Origin of the sequence: Roseibium marinum, from assembly GCF_002906165.1 — a bacterium.
In the GTDB taxonomy this organism is placed as follows: domain Bacteria; phylum Pseudomonadota; class Alphaproteobacteria; order Rhizobiales; family Stappiaceae; genus Roseibium; species Roseibium marinum.
This window is the reverse complement of record NZ_PPCN01000022.1, coordinates 1-16,669: the sequence shown is the minus strand read 5'-3', so window position 1 is coordinate 16,669 and position 16,669 is coordinate 1. Positions and strand designations below refer to the sequence as shown.

General features: G+C 58.6%; 18 protein-coding genes and 2 pseudogenes. 13 read left to right on the top strand and 7 right to left on the bottom strand.

The features are described 5' to 3' along the window. Nucleotide 1 precedes the first annotated feature (1 nt). Nucleotides 2–988, bottom strand: a complete 987-nt coding sequence (gene ubiU, locus CLV41_RS27055; RefSeq protein ID WP_103225614.1) for a ubiquinone anaerobic biosynthesis protein UbiU — start codon at nt 986–988, stop codon at nt 2–4. A 20-nt stretch (nt 989–1,008) separates the two neighbouring features. Further along, nucleotides 1,009–1,569, bottom strand: a complete 561-nt coding sequence (gene ubiT, locus CLV41_RS27050) for a ubiquinone anaerobic biosynthesis accessory factor UbiT (RefSeq protein WP_103225613.1) — start codon at nt 1,567–1,569, stop codon at nt 1,009–1,011. 152 nt (nt 1,570–1,721) lie between these two features. On the opposite strand from ubiT, the gene CLV41_RS27045 reads away from it, so the two are divergent. The 7 genes from CLV41_RS27045 to CLV41_RS27015 all read left to right on the top strand — a co-directional run bounded on the left by CLV41_RS27045 (nt 1,722) and on the right by CLV41_RS27015 (nt 8,377). Further along, nucleotides 1,722–3,233: a UbiD family decarboxylase gene (locus CLV41_RS27045; RefSeq protein WP_103225612.1), complete on the top strand. Its 1,512-nt coding sequence runs from the start codon at nt 1,722–1,724 to the stop codon at nt 3,231–3,233. Continuing rightward, nucleotides 3,230–3,814 (top strand): UbiX family flavin prenyltransferase, encoded by a 585-nt coding sequence (locus CLV41_RS27040; protein ID WP_103225611.1) that lies wholly within the window; start codon nt 3,230–3,232, stop codon nt 3,812–3,814. The genes CLV41_RS27045 and CLV41_RS27040 overlap by 4 nt, the downstream gene beginning before the upstream one ends. Before the next feature lie 139 nt (nt 3,815–3,953). Then, the gene (locus tag CLV41_RS27035) at nt 3,954–4,349 is read left to right on the top strand and encodes a YbaN family protein (protein WP_208987749.1); all 396 of its coding nucleotides are present in this window, start codon (nt 3,954–3,956) and stop codon (nt 4,347–4,349) included. Nucleotides 4,350–4,490: 141 nt separating this feature from the next. Further along, nucleotides 4,491–5,486, top strand: a complete 996-nt coding sequence (locus CLV41_RS27030; RefSeq protein WP_103225610.1) for an ABC transporter substrate-binding protein — start codon at nt 4,491–4,493, stop codon at nt 5,484–5,486. A gap of 55 nt (nt 5,487–5,541) precedes the next feature. After that, nucleotides 5,542–6,378 (top strand): ABC transporter permease, encoded by an 837-nt coding sequence (locus CLV41_RS27025; RefSeq protein ID WP_103225609.1) that lies wholly within the window; start codon nt 5,542–5,544, stop codon nt 6,376–6,378. After that, the gene (locus CLV41_RS27020; protein ID WP_103225608.1) at nt 6,375–7,124 is read left to right on the top strand and encodes an ABC transporter ATP-binding protein; all 750 of its coding nucleotides are present in this window, start codon (nt 6,375–6,377) and stop codon (nt 7,122–7,124) included. The genes CLV41_RS27025 and CLV41_RS27020 overlap by 4 nt, the downstream gene beginning before the upstream one ends. Further along, nucleotides 7,121–8,377, top strand: a complete 1,257-nt coding sequence (locus CLV41_RS27015; protein WP_103225607.1) for an NnrS family protein — start codon at nt 7,121–7,123, stop codon at nt 8,375–8,377. Before CLV41_RS27020 ends, CLV41_RS27015 begins: the two co-directional genes overlap by 4 nt. Nucleotides 8,378–8,464: 87 nt before the next feature. On the opposite strand, the gene CLV41_RS27010 is transcribed toward CLV41_RS27015, so the two are convergent. After that, entirely contained in the window at nt 8,465–9,163 is a 699-nt protein-coding gene (locus CLV41_RS27010) for a cyclic nucleotide-binding domain-containing protein (protein WP_103225606.1), read from the bottom strand. A gap of 357 nt (nt 9,164–9,520) precedes the next feature. Here CLV41_RS27010 and CLV41_RS28250 point away from each other — a divergent pair. The 6 genes and pseudogenes from CLV41_RS28250 to CLV41_RS27675 form a co-directional block, all read left to right on the top strand. Then, nucleotides 9,521–9,770, top strand: a pseudogene (locus tag CLV41_RS28250) (carbonic anhydrase); the annotation flags it as partial. 152 nt (nt 9,771–9,922) lie between these two features. Next, nucleotides 9,923–10,468 carry a DUF2478 domain-containing protein gene (locus CLV41_RS27000; protein ID WP_103225605.1) on the top strand — a complete coding sequence of 182 codons (546 nt, stop codon included), beginning with the start codon at nt 9,923–9,925 and terminating at the stop codon, nt 10,466–10,468. Beyond that, a pseudogene (locus CLV41_RS28435) lies at nt 10,461–10,781 on the top strand (radical SAM protein); the annotation flags it as partial. The gene CLV41_RS27000 and the pseudogene CLV41_RS28435, both read left to right, overlap by 8 nt. Then, nucleotides 10,770–11,147, top strand: a complete 378-nt coding sequence (locus tag CLV41_RS26995) for a GTP 3',8-cyclase MoaA family protein (RefSeq protein ID WP_408014301.1) — start codon at nt 10,770–10,772, stop codon at nt 11,145–11,147. The pseudogene CLV41_RS28435 and the gene CLV41_RS26995, both read left to right, overlap by 12 nt. Before the next feature lie 82 nt (nt 11,148–11,229). Beyond that, nucleotides 11,230–11,751 (top strand): molybdopterin adenylyltransferase, encoded by a 522-nt coding sequence (mog, locus tag CLV41_RS26990; protein WP_103225603.1) that lies wholly within the window; start codon nt 11,230–11,232, stop codon nt 11,749–11,751. Nucleotides 11,752–11,833: 82 nt separating this feature from the next. Next, nucleotides 11,834–12,061, top strand: a complete 228-nt coding sequence (locus CLV41_RS27675) for a hypothetical protein (RefSeq protein ID WP_146048655.1) — start codon at nt 11,834–11,836, stop codon at nt 12,059–12,061. Nucleotides 12,062–12,341: 280 nt separating this feature from the next. On the opposite strand, the gene repC is transcribed toward CLV41_RS27675, so the two are convergent. From repC to CLV41_RS28040, 4 genes are all read right to left on the bottom strand, one after another. Further along, nucleotides 12,342–13,610 carry a plasmid replication protein RepC gene (gene repC, locus CLV41_RS26980; RefSeq protein WP_103225601.1) on the bottom strand — a complete coding sequence of 423 codons (1,269 nt, stop codon included), beginning with the start codon at nt 13,608–13,610 and terminating at the stop codon, nt 12,342–12,344. Nucleotides 13,611–13,843: 233 nt separating this feature from the next. Beyond that, on the bottom strand, nt 13,844–14,848 hold the full coding sequence (repB, locus tag CLV41_RS26975) for a plasmid partitioning protein RepB (RefSeq protein WP_103225600.1): 1,005 nt from the start codon (nt 14,846–14,848) through the stop codon (nt 13,844–13,846). Next, a complete protein-coding gene (gene repA, locus CLV41_RS26970; protein WP_103225599.1) occupies nt 14,845–16,041 on the bottom strand; it encodes a plasmid partitioning protein RepA in 1,197 nt (398 codons plus the stop codon). The genes repB and repA overlap by 4 nt, the downstream gene beginning before the upstream one ends. A 447-nt stretch (nt 16,042–16,488) precedes the next feature. Further along, on the bottom strand, nt 16,489–16,669 hold a 181-nt coding region (locus CLV41_RS28040; protein WP_208987748.1), incomplete at its 5' end, for a hypothetical protein.

Here is a 16,669-nt window from a genome sequence, read left to right as displayed (position 1 = left end):
TTTACCGCCATGTTTTTCTGTAGGAACCGGTGGTCTGCTGCCCACCTTCGGACATGGCCTTCAGCGCGGAAATCGCGGCACTTGCGTCAGCGCCGCCGGACAGCCCGTCGACCGCCTTTCGAAATGCGCTCACGACACTGGCGATATAGGCCTTGCCGCGCTGCCTGCCCTCGATCTTGAGCGCAGTCACGCCAGCCTTTGCAAGCTCTTCCAACAGTTCAAAGGCGTTCAGGCTGACCGGATCCTCGAAGAGATAGCCGCTATGCCCCATGGCGGAGAACCGCCCCTTGCAGAGCGTGGGATATCCGGCTGGTTCGCCCCGTTCAAAACAGTCGATTGTGAAGCCGCCCAGACGCGCCTTCATTCGTCCCGTTTCGTCTTCCGCGTAGTCGACATGGTCCGGCGGCGAACAGACGCCGGTCAGATTGGGAGACTTGCCGGTGGCATAGGACGACAACGAACAGCGTCCCTCGGTCATGACGCACAGGCCGCCGAAGACAAAAACTTCCGTTTCAACATCGATCTCGCGGTTCAGCGCCGCGATTTCATTCACGCTGAAAACCCGCGGCAGGACCACGCGCCTGACACCGAATGTCTCGGTGTAAAACCGGATCGCCTCCGGGGTGTTGGCCGCGGCCTGAACGGAAAGATGCAGGCGAACATCCGGATGACGGGTCGCCGCGTGATCCAGAACGGCAATATCGGCTGCGATGATCGCATCCGCACCGCAGGCAGCGGCATTGTCGACCGCCTTTGTCCAGAGATCCGTGCTTCCGGCCTGCGCGAAGGTGTTGATCGCGACAAGGACCTTCGCGCCCCGTTCATGCGCATATGCGACACTCACGGACAGTTCCTCGGGCGAAAAATTGAGTCCCGGAAAATTCCGGGCATTGGTCTCGTCGGCAAAGCCGCAATAGATCGCGTCCGCCCCCGCATCCGCGGCTGCCCGCAAAGCGGCAGGTGTTCCCGCCGGACAGACCAGTTCCATCCGCTTCCCGCTCATGATCGTCACGAACGCTGTCCCGAGGCCGTGTTGCCCCAATCGGCGGACAAGGACGCCAGGCTGCGGGCCTGCGCAAGCAGGCTGCGTGTGATGTCGTCGACCCAGCGGGCGGAAACACCGGTCAGACCGAAGAACTCTCCGGAGGTCAGATTGGCTTCTTCCAGCGTATTACGCAGCGCAAGAACGTATTCGGTTCTGCCCTCAATCCTGAGATCGCGCGAGAAGAACAGCGCGTCGCCGTCGTAAGTTCCGTCCAGGAGCCCGAGCAGCACCAGAAACGGTGCCCTTATGACCGCCTCCGCATCGTCGATCTCACTCTTCTCGCAGATCGAAACCCTGGAATTGTCTGCGTTGAGCGAGAGCAAAAAGGCGTGCGGCATGTCATCGGGCACGATTGCGATCGGCACATGGACGATAGCGCCAAGGCGGCGCAGCAGGTCCGGTCTGCGGGCCACCAGACGCCGGGTAAACACCGAAAGGAGCGCTTCGATCGGCGACCTGGGAAGAGGCTCGACAAAGGTGGAGACGACGGGTGGGAGGCTGAGATTTGAACGAAGATCTTGCATGGGGGTCTCACTTTCCGGCTCAGACCCTATGCCAACTTCCGAAGTGCAGTTCTTGACAATAATCAAGGCCATTCAAGTGCGGCTCCCGGATACCGGCTGCTCCCGCAGGCACTTTTCCATCGCCTGCCGTTCACGAACCATCGGCCCATTTCATGTCCAGCCGCGACCTGCAACCGTTTCGTAACCTCAAGGAATTCCTCGCCTTCCTGAGCGAAAACCGGGACCTTTTGCATGTCAGGGATCGTGTGGACGTGGAGCTAGAAGCAACCGCATTGCACCGAAAGGCGATTGAAAGCGGCGGCCCGGCACTCCTTCTGGAAACGCCCGCGAAAGCAGATGTGAAGCAATTTGTCGCACCTCTTCTCGTCAACCTGTTCGGGACCCGCAAAAGGGTCGCCAATGGACTGGGACTTACTCCGGACCACCTGCCGGAACTCGGCGAGTTCCTTGCGTCCCTGCGCGCGCCCTCCCCTCCAGCAACCTTACGCGAAACTTTCAAGCTCTTTCCCGTTGCCAGGGCCGGATTGAACACACGCCCGAAACGGGTGTCCTTCGACAAGCAGCTCAAAGCGGCGGCCCCGGACTTGACGCAACTGCCCGTGCAAACCTGCTGGCCGGACGATGCGGGCCCCTTGATCACCTGGGGCGTCGTTGTGACCCGCCCACCCGGGCCGGACGACCCGCGCAGCTACAATCTCGGGATCTACCGGATGCAGGTTCTTGGGAAGGACACGGCAATCATCCGCTGGCTCCCCTTCCGCGGCGGCGCCCGCCATTACCGGCAATGGCGGGATGAGGGCAAGGTCATGCCCGTAGCCGTTATGATCGGCTGCGATCCGGCAACTCTGCTGGCTGCCGTCATGCCCGCCCCGGGCAACATCAGCGAACTTGCGCTTGCCGGGATCTTCAACAACTCCTCGGCTCGCCTTTCTCCCTGCAGTATGATCGACATGCATGTTCCCGAAAGCGCCGAAATCGTCCTAGAGGGCGAAGTACAGCCCGAGGAAACGGCTTTGGAAGGACCATTCGGGGATCACACGGGCTATTACAACGACCCTGCTCCCTATCCGCTTTTCCGGCTTCGAACGCTGCGCATGCGCGACAATGCGGTCTATCTCTCGACCTTCACCGGCCGGGCTCCGGACGAGCCATCCGTCATCGGCGAGGCAATGACCGATCTGTTCGGGCCTATCCTGCGGCAGGCGCTGCCGGAAATCCTGGACGTCTTTCTGCCTCCCGCCACGTGTTCCTATCGCGTGGCCATCCTGGCAATCGACAAGCTCTATCCCGGCCAGGCAAAACGCGCGATGCTGGGGTTCTGGTCTCTTCTGCCGCAGTTCTCCATGACCAAATATGTCATTGCTGTCGATCCGGACATCAACCTTCGCGATTGGGACGAGGTGATGTGGGCGGTTGCGACCCGGTCGGATCCTGAACGGGACATGATCGTGCTCGAAGGGACCCCGATCGATCAGCTCGATTTCGCCAGTCCGCGCGTCGGCCTCGGTGGCAAGCTCGGCATCGACGCGACAGTCAAGTTCGGCTCGGAAACAAGCCGGCCCTTTGCGGCGAGGCTCGTCATGCCGGACGATGTGGATGCCCGTGCCGAGGAGCTGTTTGCCGCTCTCACGCGCAAGACGAATACGGAAGGATCGGCCAGGTGACCCCAGAGAAACGCGTCGTCGTCGGGATTTCAGGTGCCTCGGGGGCTGCCCTTGCCCTGGAGACACTCCGGATCCTGAAGAATTTACGGATAGCGCGCCATGTGACGGTGACCCCAGGGGCCGAAGTGACAATTCGCCATGAGCTGGGCGCGGCCGCGCGCGCGGAGATACGCGCGCTTGCCACGCAGGACCTGCCTCCATCCAATCTCGCCGCACCGATCGCAAGCGGGTCCTTCAAAGTAGAGGCAATGATCGTCGTGCCCTGCTCGATGCGCAGCCTGGCGGCGATCGCCTATGGGACAGGTGAAGGCCTGCTCGCCCGCGCGGCGGACGTCACCTTGAAGGAACGCAGGCCTCTGGTTCTTGTCGCGCGCGAGGCCCCTCTGCACGAAGGTCACCTGGAAGCCATGCTGAAAGTCACCCGCATGGGCGCCATCGTCTCTCCGCCGGTTCCGCCGTTCTATTCCGGCCTTGCGGATCTGGACGACATGAACCGGCAGATCGCGGCACGGTCCCTGGCCACGGCAGGTCTGGATCCTGAAGGTTATTTGCGGCGCTGGACCGGTTCCCGCGATAGCTGACGTTTTCAGGAAGTGCCGTACCGCGCGGCTCCCACGTTCCGGCCGGAAAAATTTCCGTCACTTGACATTGGTCAAGTGAACGCCGGTCGCCGTCTGCTAAATCTTGAATACAATACTCCACTTAAAGGAGTCAGGTCCCTTGAGAACTCTTCTGAACGAAGCCGCACCAACGGCAAGACGCGCGCTCTGGCTGTTTCTGGGAGCTTCCGCGCTTGGACTGGGTGCGCTCGGGGCAGTGTTGCCTATCTTGCCGACGACACCGTTTGTCGTTCTCGCGGCTTTCGCCTTCGGCAAAAGCGCACCCCGGATCCAGGAGATCCTGGAAAACAGCAGTGTGTTCGGATCTGTCATAACCGACTGGCGCGAAAGCGGCGCGATCGCGACGCGCTTCAAGGTCCTGGCGATCATGATGATGGCCTGCGTTTTCGGACTCAGCCTGACCTTGTCCACCTCGGCTCTGGTTCTTTGTATTCAGGCCTTCTGCATGGTTGGAGCAGCCATTTTTATCTTCAAACGGCCGTGCCCAGCAGCCTGAGGTCCACAGCCAGCTTCGCGCGAGCCACTCCCCCCGCCCCGAAAGCGGAAACCCTCTCGTCCCCGGTCCTGCAGAACTTCGTCGCGAGCGGCCACAGCAATGGCTCGTCGCCCTCGAACCGGGACATCTGGAGAAAATGAAATGACCTTCAAGACCCTGTTGACCCGGCGCAATGCGCTTTCCCTTCTGGCGGCTGGCGTTGCCACTCCGCTGCTGCCCGCTGCCGCGCAAGCGGACACGATCGAGAAGCTTTCGCTTTTCGGCCCGCCAGCCGGTCCTTCCGTGACGCTTGCCAGTGCCGTCGCCAACGGAGGTTTCCTGGAAATCGCCGATGACGCCTCGTTCACGGCCTGGCGGAATCCGGATGAACTGCGGGCAGGTCTGACGTCCGGCGAAATCGGCCTGTCGGTCGTTCCTGTTCAGGCCGCCGCGAACCTTTCCAACCGGGGTTTTCCGATCCGCCTCGCGAACGTCATGACCGATGGCCTCCTTTACATCATCAGCGAAGACCAAGACATCCGCGCGGTCACTGATCTCAAGGGGCGGAGTATTGCCGTACCGTTCCGCGGCGATACACCGGAGATCATTTTAACGCAACTTCTCGCGCACAACGGCCTGGATCCCGAAACCGATCTGGACATCACTTACGCGGGAACGCCGATAGAGGCGATGCAGCTTCTGCTCGCCGAAAGGGTTGAAGCCGCACTCACCGCCGAGCCGTCGACCACGGCCGGGATCCTGCGCGGACGCCAAGCCGGCAAGACGGTGACGCGGGTCGTCAACCTGCAGGCGGCCTGGGGACAAATGACCGGCACGGCTCCCGTCCTGCCGCAGGCGGGACTGGCGGTCACCCAAGGTTTTCTGGATGCAAATGGCGCTTCGCTCCCGGATATCCTGGCCGTGTTGCGCATCGCGACGTCGCAGGTCCTGGCGAACCCTTCTCAGGCCGCTACACATGCGAGCGAACCGCTCGGACTGCCCGTGCCACTGCTGACGGCGTCCATCCCGCACTGCAATCTGGTCGCACGGCCGGCGGGCGAGGCGCGCGCCGACATCGAGCGCATGCTCAAGGCCATGGCGGGAGAGAACATGGCCCGGATCGGGGGCAAACTGCCGGATGACGGCTTCTACCTCTGATGGCGCACATCATCCTGTCGCCGGACAAGACCAGATGACAGAAAACCCATAGCAAATGACCACAAGACGTCACGTCAGTCTCCCTGAACGCCTGGCCGACCGTATCGGCCGGGTTTTGGAGTTTCTGTGGTCCGGCTGGGCCGGAATTGCCGCGATGTGTCTCCTGGCCGCCGTTTGGCAGGCAGGCCATGAAGCCTATGGGTCTTTCATTCTGACCTCTCCGGTGGAAACGCTGCAGGCCGCCGGTGCCCTGTCAGCCGATCCGCGCGCCTGGATCATTGCCTTTACAACGCTTCAGCGTGCCGTCACGGGGTTCGCCCTGGCCGCGCTTCTCGGGGGTGGGCTCGGTATCGTTGCCGGGTATTCGCCTGCCACGATGCGCCTCGCCTCACCGCTCGTGACCGTCATCCTGGGTGTTCCGCCGATTGCCTGGATCGTGCTTGCCATGATTTGGTTCGGCGGATCGGATGCAACGGTGCGCACGGTCATTCTGATCGCGGCGCTGCCGGTCGTGTTCCTGGGCGCGGCGCGCGGCATTCTGACGCGCGACCGAGGGCTCGACCGTATGGCGCAGGCCTTTGGAGCGGGGCCGTTGAGGCGGTTCGTGTCAGTCGGGCTGCGCCAGACGACCACGACCCTGTTTCCCGGTCTCGCGCTTGCCCTGGGGACCTCCTTCAAGGTCGCGGTCATGGCGGAACTTCTCGCCAATGCCGGTGGAATCGGCGGCGCACTCGCCGACGCCCGCACAAATCTCGACATCGCCGACGCGCTTGCCTGGGTCATTGTTTCCGTGGCCCTGCTGATCGCCGTCGAATACACGCTCATCTATCCGGTCAAGGGTGAACTCGACCGCTGGCGGCGGGCCGCCCAACCCTGGGGGATTAAGCGGTGAGTGCGTTGAATCTGAAAGGTGTCGGGCATGCCTATCTCGGACGGACGGTGCTGGACGGCATCGACCTCACGATCTCCAGAGGAGAGATCATGGCCCTTGTCGGACCGTCCGGATGCGGCAAATCCACCCTGGCGCATATCGCGGCGGATCTTGTCGAGGCCAACGCAGGACAGATCGCCCGCGGCTACCGCCGTCACGGGATGATCTTTCAGGAACCTTCCCTGCTGCCCTGGGCGACCGCCGAGGGCAACATTGCCTTTTCCCTCAAGCTGGCCGGTGTCCCGCGTCGGCAGAGAGCTGCCCGGATAGCCGAAACCGCGGAGCGCGTCGCCCTTTTGCCGGAAGATCTGAGGAAATTTCCTGTCGAACTCTCCGGCGGCATGAAACAGCGCGTGGCGATTGCCCGCGCCCTGGCGGTTCAACCGGACTTCATCTATTTCGACGAACCCTTCACGGCGCTTGACGTCGCCCTTCGCCGCCGCATGCAGGATCTCGTCATAGACACTTGTGCCGGCGGCCAGCTTTCGGGACTGTTCATTACCCACGACCTGCAGGAAGCCGCACGACTGGCGGACAGGATCGCGGTGCTGGACAGTCATGGCAGAGGTGTTCTCGGCATCCGGCCGTTCCCCTCGGCACCGGCCGAACGGACCGACACAACCAATTTCGAATGGGTTCAATCGACTCTCGGGAACGACCCGCTGTTCCGCCATATCCATGATGTCGACGAGAGGCAGATCACATGAGTTGCGGCCCGGCGAGCCAGACCTGCGACCGCCCCCTGCCGACTGGCCTGTGGGGTGTCCTCTCGGACGAGGGATTCCGGCTGTTCTTTCCGCTCGGGGCCGTCTACACCGCGCTTCAGCCATTTCTCTGGGTGCTTGCCATCGGCTTCGATCTTCCTCTCGCCAGCAATGTGCCGCCACAGCTCTGGCATGCACACGAAATGCTCGTCGGCGCTTTCGGTGCCGCCCTGCTCGGCTTTCTGACCACGGCAGCACCGGAATGGACCGATACCAGGCCTATCAGGGGGCGTGGCCTCTGGCTCCTCGCGGCCCTCTGGATCACCGGCCGCGCCGTCGGACTGTTGGGCTGGGACGGTCTCGGGGCCGTTGGAGCCCTGGCGGACATCGCCTGGATGTCGGCCCTTCTCGTCTACCTCCTGAAGCTTTCCTGGCGGCAGAGAACCGACAGGCTGCTCGCCTTCGCGGCGTGGCTGGCAATCCTGCTCGGCTGCACCTTGTCGGTCCGCATCGGCTTCTGGTACGGCAATCTGGACCTTGCCACCACGGCCCTGCTTCTGGTCGGACTGGCCTATTTCGGCTTGCTGGGGCTGGCGCTGAGCCGGATCACGGTTCCGGTTACCAACCACGTACTCGATCCGAGCGAGGCAACCTCGCCGTTTCGTCCGCATCCCGGACGTCTCAACCTTGCACCGGGGCTGGCTCTTGTCGCCATGGCGGGAGAAGCTGCCGGTCTCAGCCCTGCCGTATCGGGTTTCCTTCTGATCGCGGCAGGCGCGGCATTCGTCGACCGGGTCGCAGAAGCGTTCATCGGCAAGGCGGCGATGCAATCGGAGATCCTGATGCTGGCGGGGTCGTCGGCCTTCGCGGGCGCCGGCCTGATGCTCGCAGGTGCCTCCAGGCTCGGCGCGCCCTGGGCGGAAATGACCGGTTTGCACCTCGCATTCCTCGGCGGGCTCGGACTTGGCGTCTACTCGGTGTTCTGCATCGCGGGAAAACTGCACACCGGCCAGACGCTCGGCCAGTCACTGCCCGTGCGAATTGGCGCGGTCTGCCTGTGCTTGTCGGCCTTCCTGCGCATAGCTCCGGATTTCGGCATGGATCTCCCCGGCCCCTACCATGGCATTGCCGTGGTTCTGTGGTCCGCGTCCTTCTGCCTCTGGCTCTTTTCCTTCTGGCCCGCCCTGAGCCGGATGGAAGTCGCCCCGCAGGAAAGCTGTGCAAGCGTTTCAACCAACGGCAAAAAAGCCGCCTGAGCGGATTGCACCGCCCCGCGTTTGCCGCTGCCTTCCGGCGCAAGCGGTTCGAAGGTCAGCTCGGGCGAAGGGCTCGTCGCGAGCGTTTCAAACCTGCCGGTCGTCGATGAGCCGGTTTGGCTTGGCTAGGGTTTCGAGCCCCTTGAGGTCGGTGAAGGTGATTTCGGCTCCGTTGACCTCGACCCCGTAAGGTCTGAGCGTATTGAACGCTCTGGAGAGATTTTCCGGCGTCATGGCCAGCATAGAGGCCAGAAGTTTCTTGTCATAGGGCAACACGACCCGGCCATTTCCCCCCTGAACGGTGTGATAGTGAAGCAGCTTGTTTGCCAGACGCTCCACACCGGAACGCAACTTCAGGTTCTTGTGTTCCTTGACGACCGTTCGATAACAATCCGCAAGCTCTATGATGATCGCATGCGAAAACGCTTCGTCGCGATGAAAGGCGGCCCGAACGTTTGCCGAAGGGATCAACAGCAACTTGCACCGCTCGCAGGTACGCGCCGACATGAGGCAGATCGCGTCTTTCAATACGGCAGCCAGGATGAATGTCGTGACGGGGGAAACCATCCCCATGGTCGCCGAGCGGCCATTCCAGTTGGTATAGAGCTCGACACTTCCCTCCAGGACGACATAGAGAAAATCAGCCGGTTCTCCTTCATGGATCAGATCCAGCTGAGCGGGAAAGTTCTGGACGTAGGCAGCCTGCACCAGATCATCGAAGGCCTGCTCGCTCATGCTGCAGAAAAGCCGCAGACCTCTGACCACTTCCAAATCGGTTGTGCGCATGCCCTCGTCCTCTTGATGTTTATCAAGCCCTCAGTTGGCAGAAGTACCCTAGTGATTTGTTGGATGCAACCGTAGCCCTTGCCATTGTTTTCCGTGTTATTTGATGTTGATCCTCTGCCAACTTTTTTTCCGGGAAACCACCAATCCGTTTGACAAAGGTCAACTGAAAATACCCCGCAATCTGGCCTCATCTAAATCGAGATGACACCGCTTCGGTGTTCTCGAAAAAAGGGGCTTGTACCATGCATTCGCTGGAAGTGGGTCACACGCTCAAACCAGTACAGAGCGCTCGGCTTAAACTCATTCTCCGTCACGGTGAAGTTCGCAGTCCGGACCGAACAATTCGGCGGGCGGCTCATGTTATCGCAGCAAATGTTGACCACCGGCCGCAAGCCCGGCGAAATCATCGTTCATCGCGACTTGGCCAATCTCGTGCATCCAAGCGATCTCAACCTGCTGTCTGTACTTGAATTCGCGGTCGAGAACCTTTGGGTGAAACATATCAATGTCTGCAGCAATTCCGGATATGGCGGCGTGAAGACGGCGAAGGACAGCACCGGCATATGGCATCGTGGATCATTGGCTCCACCCCATCCTTGATGTCGCGGACGAACACGGCCGAGTTTACTATTTGAGAGATGGGCTTATCCGCAACCTGGATCATCGCAGAATCGGACTGCCCTGGTCCTGCCCCCATCTTCCTCCCGTTCCGGACGACGATATGGAAACCCAACCTCATCCATTGAAAAGGAAAGACAGATGACTGAGACGACACCTATCTGTGCTGCCGTCCTCACCACCAAAGGCGGCGAAGTGGACCTTCTTTTGCAAAGTGTTTGCGACACGCTCCGCCGCAACGGCCACCGTGTTTCAGGCGTATTGCAACGACACGCTGAAGCTGTCGATGTCTGCTGCGCGGAAATGGGGTTGGAACTTCTTTCAACCGGCGAACGCATCGATATTTCGCAGCCCCTTGGCAGGGCCTCGCGCGGATGCCGACTGGACCCTCGCGGACTTGCCGAGATCACGGCGCGCCTGACACGCGAACTCGACAGGTTTCCGGATCTCCTCGTGCTCAATCGGTTTGGCAAGGGAGAACAGGATGGCCAGGGTTTCCGGCAGCTGATTGCAACTGCGGTGGAAAGAAACATTCCCGTTCTCACCGCGGTGCGCTCGCCATACCTGGAAGACTGGCGAAGGTTCGCCGGCGACCTGGCGGTTGAACTGCCGGAAGACACGGCCGGCATTCTATTCTGGTGCGCTGAAGTGGTACCGGCTCCCGTCGCGACGGCTGCCCATGGCTGACACGGTCTCCCGGCGCGGTGCATTTGCGGACAGGATCGAGCCAACGGCGGCGACCTATTTCCGCTTGTCCATCCCAGACAGATGCGATCTCCGCTGCACCTGTTGCATGGCAGAACACATGACATTCCCGCCGCGTAAGGATGTCCCGTCCCTTGAAGAGCTCTGCCGGCTGGCCACGATCTTCATCAATCACGGTGTGCGTAAGATCGGGCTGACGGGCGACGAGCCACTGGTGCGCAAGAATGTGATGAGCCTGCTTGGGAACCTCTCCCGGCTCCTTGAATCCGACGGACTTGACAAGTTGACCCTGACCACGAATGGCTCGCTTCTCGAGGAATTACCTCTGGGCGATGTCGGCTCCTGCCCGAGTAGCAGTTTTCTGTCGGTCGGGGTGCTTCGGAACGAGCCTGCCGAGCGTTGGTCGCCAGAGCCCTTACAAGAATCCAGCGGCGGTCCCGCAAAATATATGTGTGTTGGCGAGACCGACGGGAAGGTCGATTTCATCACCCGTTTGTCCTGCGACTTTTGCTCCGACTGCAATCGTATGCGCCTGAGCTGCACAGGTGACCTCTATACCTGCATGGGCCAGGAAGGCAGCGTTTCCCTGCGCGACGGGCTGAGTCGATCTGACGGCAATGAAAGAGACCGAACGCCTCACCAGGCACGCGGTTTTTATTAAACCGCGTGGACACGACTTTCACATCGAAACCAATCGGACTTCAGGCATTGCACGAACAATGTCTACATTTGGAGGTTAAGACATGCGCATCACCATTCTCACAATTTCAGATCGCGCCAGCCGAGGGGAGTATGAAGACGTTGGAGGTCCGGCCATAGAAAGGTGGCTTCGCAGAGCTATAACCTCGCCGATGGAGATTTCGCGGAAGACTATTTCCGACGGCTTTGAAACTGTCCGGGACGAACTCATCGAACTATGCGACCAGCAAAGGGTCGATATGGTTCTGACGACCGGAGGCACCGGTCCTTCGCCACGCGATCTCACACCGGAAGCCATGCGCGCAGTGCTCGTGAAGGAATTTCCCGGTTTTGGCGAATTGATGCGCCGGAGCAGTCTCGATCAAGTACCGACCGCGATCCTCTCGCGGCAAACCGCAGGAACGCGCGGGAAGACCTTTATCATCAATTTGCCCGGCGCCCCGTCGAGCATTGATGTCTGCCTCAGCACGGTCTTTCCGGCGATCCCCTATTGCCTGCACTTGATCGGAGCCGGAAAAATGGAGACTGACCCAGCAATCCTGAAAGCCCACTGGCCTGGACGGTAGGACAAAAAGAGGCGGCCGCTCAGTTCAAGCCGCCTTACCAAAGACATGCTATATGTCCCTTCCCTAAAGTTGCGACAGACCCGTGAAAAGGCAGCTCTTTGCGTTGCAACGCCAACCTTTCAGTCATCGGCTTAGCCATCCTCCGGGCAAAGGCTCGTCCGGCGGCGAACAACTCCTGCATGGTGGGCGTTTCTGCTTCATTGCCATAGACGGCCAGGAATTTCGACGTGACGCGAAAGAGCGTCATGGCCGTTCCACTGGTATTGCCAAGTTGTTTGACTTGATTGTTTCGGATATCGAGGTGGGATGAAATTACCGAGTTCTTTTCCCATCCCTCCGGCTGAAGCCGAAGAACGATACTACGCCATGCTAGACGCGCCAGCCGTGGCCGCATAACTTAAGCCAAATGGTCTCCGGCAAAACCGGTGCGGTTCATTTCATCATCAAACCGATCCATCAAATGCCGGGACTAACACCTAAGAACCTGTCCCAGCAGACATCCGCCTCAACTCGTACACTCGGTGCCAAAACCTCCGGCTCGTTAAATTCGATGCCACAAAACCGCAAGTCTTTCGCCACCCGCGCCCGGGTCAGACGAGGCCATGGAGTGACTTATGGAGGTGGAGTTTTCCGTCCCCTGCCCTGTCGATCATGGCGCGGAAATATCCTCCCGGCGATGTAATTTGCTCGGGATTTCGGAGGGCTTTTTCAGCAACGACGGCGAGACATGCGGCGGCGAGATATCTGCCTTGGCGTTCTACGGCATTCTGGTATCCGGCTGGACTTAGGCCGATCAACATCCGCAACTGGTCTGTCGCGTTGCAGAGCATTGCCCAGTTTGAAAATGACAGGCCCAGTTCTTCCTGGATGTTGGAGCAGGCAGATTTGATGAGCCCGATTGAAACGCCGTCGAGGTTTGTTTCCGCGGATTTGCCTCCCGCTGCCCTTGCTGCTTGGTGTTTGGGGTATTGTTTTCGAATGGCGGCTCCGCCAGGCTCCTTTTCAAGAGCCTCTTCAACGGCGTAGCCGTTGTCAGCATGGTCTTGGATTTCTTGCTCGTTAGAGCAAGTCCGATTTCTATTACTTCCAAATGAGTCTGTTGGGGTTGTAATAGATAAAGGGCTGACACCAATGTCACCCGCGGATGACATATCAGTCTCATTTTCTGATTCAGCTTCAATGGCTTGAGCCTCGAAGGTTGCTACTGCTTCGAGATACAGGCCTTCCAAGCGTTTCGCCTTCTCCACCGGCTCAAGATCGTCCAGATCAAGGATAACATCCAACCTCGAGATATAGTCCTGATAGTCACAGCCAAGAGCGTCCACCAAGTCGACAAGCGCCCGGGAAAAGCGTGTGACCGCCCGCTTTGCTTCCTGCAGTGCCTTGATGCGCCGCTGAAAGGAAGCCGCCTGATCCTTAAACGCTTGGAAGTTGAAACACGCCGGCGTAAAATCAAGGCCATAGGCTTGATCCTGTGAACCACCGGTATTCTGGTAAACATAGCGGCGGCCGGTCGGGCTGTCGCGATACGCCAGGATACCCACCTCGACGAGTTTCTTCAGGCATCGTGTGACGGTGCGCGGTGTGCGGCGGGTGTATTCCGCAAGACGCTGGTTTGAAATGGCGACGACGGGACGGCGCCCAGCATTGAAATCATCCGCCTGGACAAGACCAAGCAGGATATCCAGGACGTGATAGGCGGTTCCATCGACCCCCAATGCTGGCGCGACGCGTTTGAGAACCAGGGACAGGTCCCTTTTGGCTACCTGGGGCCGTTCTTCGCGCGCCGCCAAATGGGCGCTTGCCAGAATACCGGCCGATACCTTGCGAAAACTCGCGATCTGATGTGCTGAAGACATGAGTCCTCCCGTGCCGGAAACCGCACACGGCAACCGGTCATCAAAAAATTGCAGATGCGAGACAAGCAGAAAGGCGCAAGAAATCGTGCTCTGCTCAAAGACAGAGCTTGCCTTACGCTACAAGTGATTCTAAAATTCGAGTTGCTAGACTGAGATTTTAGGCACTTGTGCTTGTCTCATTAGGACCCGCCTCATTGGCGGGTTCTTTGTTTCAGACTACCGCATTGAACCTCCTAATCATTTGATTTGTCAGCCTTTTGAGCAGTGAAGTCAGTGTAAATGCGTTCCATATTCTGGCTCAACCACTCCCCGAAGTCGTTTTGAGACTTTGGAAAACTGAGTTGGAAGCCGGTTCTGTTTGATTTTGCTGAACAGATCAGCTCCTGACCAAGGCGAACTTCAGTTGCCGCTTTGGGAATTTGGTTTGTATTGCGCGCATTTCCTCCAAACGCTCTGATCACGAGGTCAAACCGTTTAGGGGAATCCAACGAAGCGAAATCTGCAGTCTGCGACAAAGCGAGAGCCGTCTCCAATTTGTCGGGAGCAGCTTCCATTTTTTCGGCCAGCTCCAACCAACTCGGCCGCCCTATCCCATCCGCACGGCCAATGGCCCTGATCATCGCTTCGGGAACGCTATTAAGCACCTTGAACAGACGGGAGACTTCGGCCTCAGACACTCCGAGTAGCGAAGTCATTTCGCGCTGCCTGATTCCAGTGGATTTCAGCTGCTGCGCCCAAAGAGCTTTCTCAATCCAGGAGAGGTTCTCGCGAACGCCGTTTTCAATCGTTTGCTCGTGAATAAGCTCGGCATCTGTCAGATCCCGGACATACGCTCTCAAGAAGACCGTTTCCGGCCGATCGGATTCCGCCGCTATTTCCTTAATTGCCTTCCAGCGGCGATGTCCATAAGCAAGCTGATAACAATTAGGCTTAGAAGGGTGTGGCCGAACCAGAACCGGTATTTTTTGGCCTTCTTTCAACACCGAGCGTTTCAACTCGTCTTGTTGTTCTCTCGCCTCTGCGTCTTCTTCCATCCGATCCCGAAAAGGCGAAGGCTCAATACGGTGGGGATCCAAATTGACGATGCTGTCGCCGGCGAGATCTCGAAGTGCTTTTTCAGCATTGGCAAGAACCGGAGAGCCCTTTGCCCTTTTAGGGGCAACCGGCATTGAGTTCGTTTGACTCGTATGCGCTTGTCCTGCTGCTGAAGTCAGCGTTTTCAGTATGCCTTTCTTCATGATGCCCTACCCCATTGCTCGTGAATGAGCCCTAGTATCTCGGCGTTCACGCGATCGACGCTATCCAGCGCGCGAAGCAGCGGGTCTCTTCCAACTTCGCCGTTTTCGAGCTCATAGAGAGATTTTTTCGCGACCCCGGCTGCCGCAACCGCTGTCGACTCCAAGGCTTCGGCCACCATCATGTCCTCGGCAAAAAGCTTGCGCATGACGGAAGACATGAATTTTTGAGGTCCATCATTCGGGTTTACGCGCGTCAGAAGTATCCTGAAAAACGAATGCTGAAACTTCGCGCCAAACTCTTCGAGAACGTCAGAAAGCTGAGAAATCATGATTAGAAACTGATTGCAGGAAGCCACATCAAGCATTGCGGGATGCACCGTGACGATCATCCCTGTGGCCGCATACAAAGCAGCCAATGTCGAATAGCCCAACGAAGGCGGCGTATCGATTACGACCATGTCGTAATCGTCTTCAACGGTGCTGATCGCGCTTCGCAAACGGGCGAAAAAAAGTCCGAGTTCGTCGCGGACTCCTTTGTTCAATGCAGATGGCGTGTCGAACTCAAAATCCATCAGCTCCAGATTGGCAGGTATGAGATCCAACCCCGGGAAGTAGGTTTCCCTGATGACCTCCTTTAAAGGCCGACGATTTGTGTCATAACGCAACGCGGCATAGGCGGTTTCGTCATCACCAACATCAAATTCAGGCTGAAGCCCGAATGTTGAGGTCATCGACGCCTGCGGGTCCAGATCAATACAAAGAACTCTATACCCCTGCAACGCGAGATAGTGCGCCAGATGAACGCTTGTCGTCGTCTTGCTTGACCCACCCTTGAAGTTGGCGGCCGCCAGAATTTGAAGCTGCTCGGCTCCCCGGCGATGCGGCAAGAGCGCAAGTTCTTCATCTGGTCTCTGGCTTGCAAGAAACTCGCGTAGCTCACCTACTTGCTGAAGCGTGTAGATCCTGGAACCGTTCTTTGAACGTTCAGGTACAGGCCCCTTCCCATCCAGCGACAAAGTCCGAAGGGTGCTCTTCGGAATATTCAGTAACTTCGCAAGATCCTGCGTTGTGAAAGTCCGCCCGAATTGCTTTCGCGCCTCCGGCGGATATAGTTGCGCCCTCAGATCATGGAGCTCCGCCGACAATTGAGACGTATAGCGCGCTATACGCTCTGAAGTGTTTTCAAAAGTCATCGGTAGAAGTTCACCCCTTGAAGCAACCTGACGCCCTGAGACGTCAAAACACCATCTAGGCGTCAGGTAAACGGAAAATACCGATTCTGCCAAGGTTTTTTTCGTAAATGAAAAGTTAACATCTTCGGCATGTTGGCTATCCCGACGCCGCCATTCGACCTGCAAAAGCCTTGATGACCTTCAGCCGCCAGGAAAAATGGAATGCACACAGCAAAAAGTTGAACGCTTTTGCGCATTGGGCACGCCTCGTTGACCTGGTCGCTTTTCGCGCCTCATTCCGTCAATTTGGTGTTGCTCAGCATTGTTCCTAAAATAGCATTTTACCACATGATCGACGGTCTAAAAGATGGACACAAGCGAGCTTTCACCGCTGTGTAAGCAAACGTCAGGAATGGGGCCGCGAGGGGACTGTCGGCTTGCAGCCTGCATTCGGTAAAAAGCTGACATTCACCCATAGGGTTCAAGTGGGTACTTACGGCCTATTCCGTTGAAAAACTCGATGGTTTTGCGGTTTTGACCGGGGCGCTGAGTTTGAGCAATCCGGTCCTTTTTCATGCAGGGCAGCCGGTTTGCGGGGCCGGGATGAGTTTTGCGAGTTTGCGGAGGTTCTGGGTTGTGGCTGCGAGGT

Bases quoted from the DNA above. Each gene is read 5' to 3' on its own strand.
- CLV41_RS27045 (WP_103225612.1), top strand. From the start codon at position 1,722: ATGTCCAGCCGCGACCTGCAACCGTTTCGTAACCTCAAGGAATTCCTC.
- CLV41_RS27010 (WP_103225606.1), bottom strand. From the start codon at position 9,163: ATGCGCACAACCGATTTGGAAGTGGTCAGAGGTCTGCGGCTTTTCTGC.
- CLV41_RS27030 (WP_103225610.1), top strand. From the start codon at position 4,491: ATGACCTTCAAGACCCTGTTGACCCGGCGCAATGCGCTTTCCCTTCTG.
- ubiU (WP_103225614.1), bottom strand. From the start codon at position 988: ATGGAACTGGTCTGTCCGGCGGGAACACCTGCCGCTTTGCGGGCAGCC.
- CLV41_RS27015 (WP_103225607.1), top strand. From the start codon at position 7,121: ATGAGTTGCGGCCCGGCGAGCCAGACCTGCGACCGCCCCCTGCCGACT.
- repA (WP_103225599.1), bottom strand. From the start codon at position 16,041: ATGACTTTTGAAAACACTTCAGAGCGTATAGCGCGCTATACGTCTCAA.
- repB (WP_103225600.1), bottom strand. From the start codon at position 14,848: ATGAAGAAAGGCATACTGAAAACGCTGACTTCAGCAGCAGGACAAGCG.
- mog (WP_103225603.1), top strand. From the start codon at position 11,230: ATGCGCATCACCATTCTCACAATTTCAGATCGCGCCAGCCGAGGGGAG.
- repC (WP_103225601.1), bottom strand. From the start codon at position 13,610: ATGTCTTCAGCACATCAGATCGCGAGTTTTCGCAAGGTATCGGCCGGT.
- CLV41_RS27000 (WP_103225605.1), top strand. From the start codon at position 9,923: ATGACTGAGACGACACCTATCTGTGCTGCCGTCCTCACCACCAAAGGC.
- ubiT (WP_103225613.1), bottom strand. From the start codon at position 1,569: ATGCAAGATCTTCGTTCAAATCTCAGCCTCCCACCCGTCGTCTCCACC.
- CLV41_RS27025 (WP_103225609.1), top strand. From the start codon at position 5,542: ATGACCACAAGACGTCACGTCAGTCTCCCTGAACGCCTGGCCGACCGT.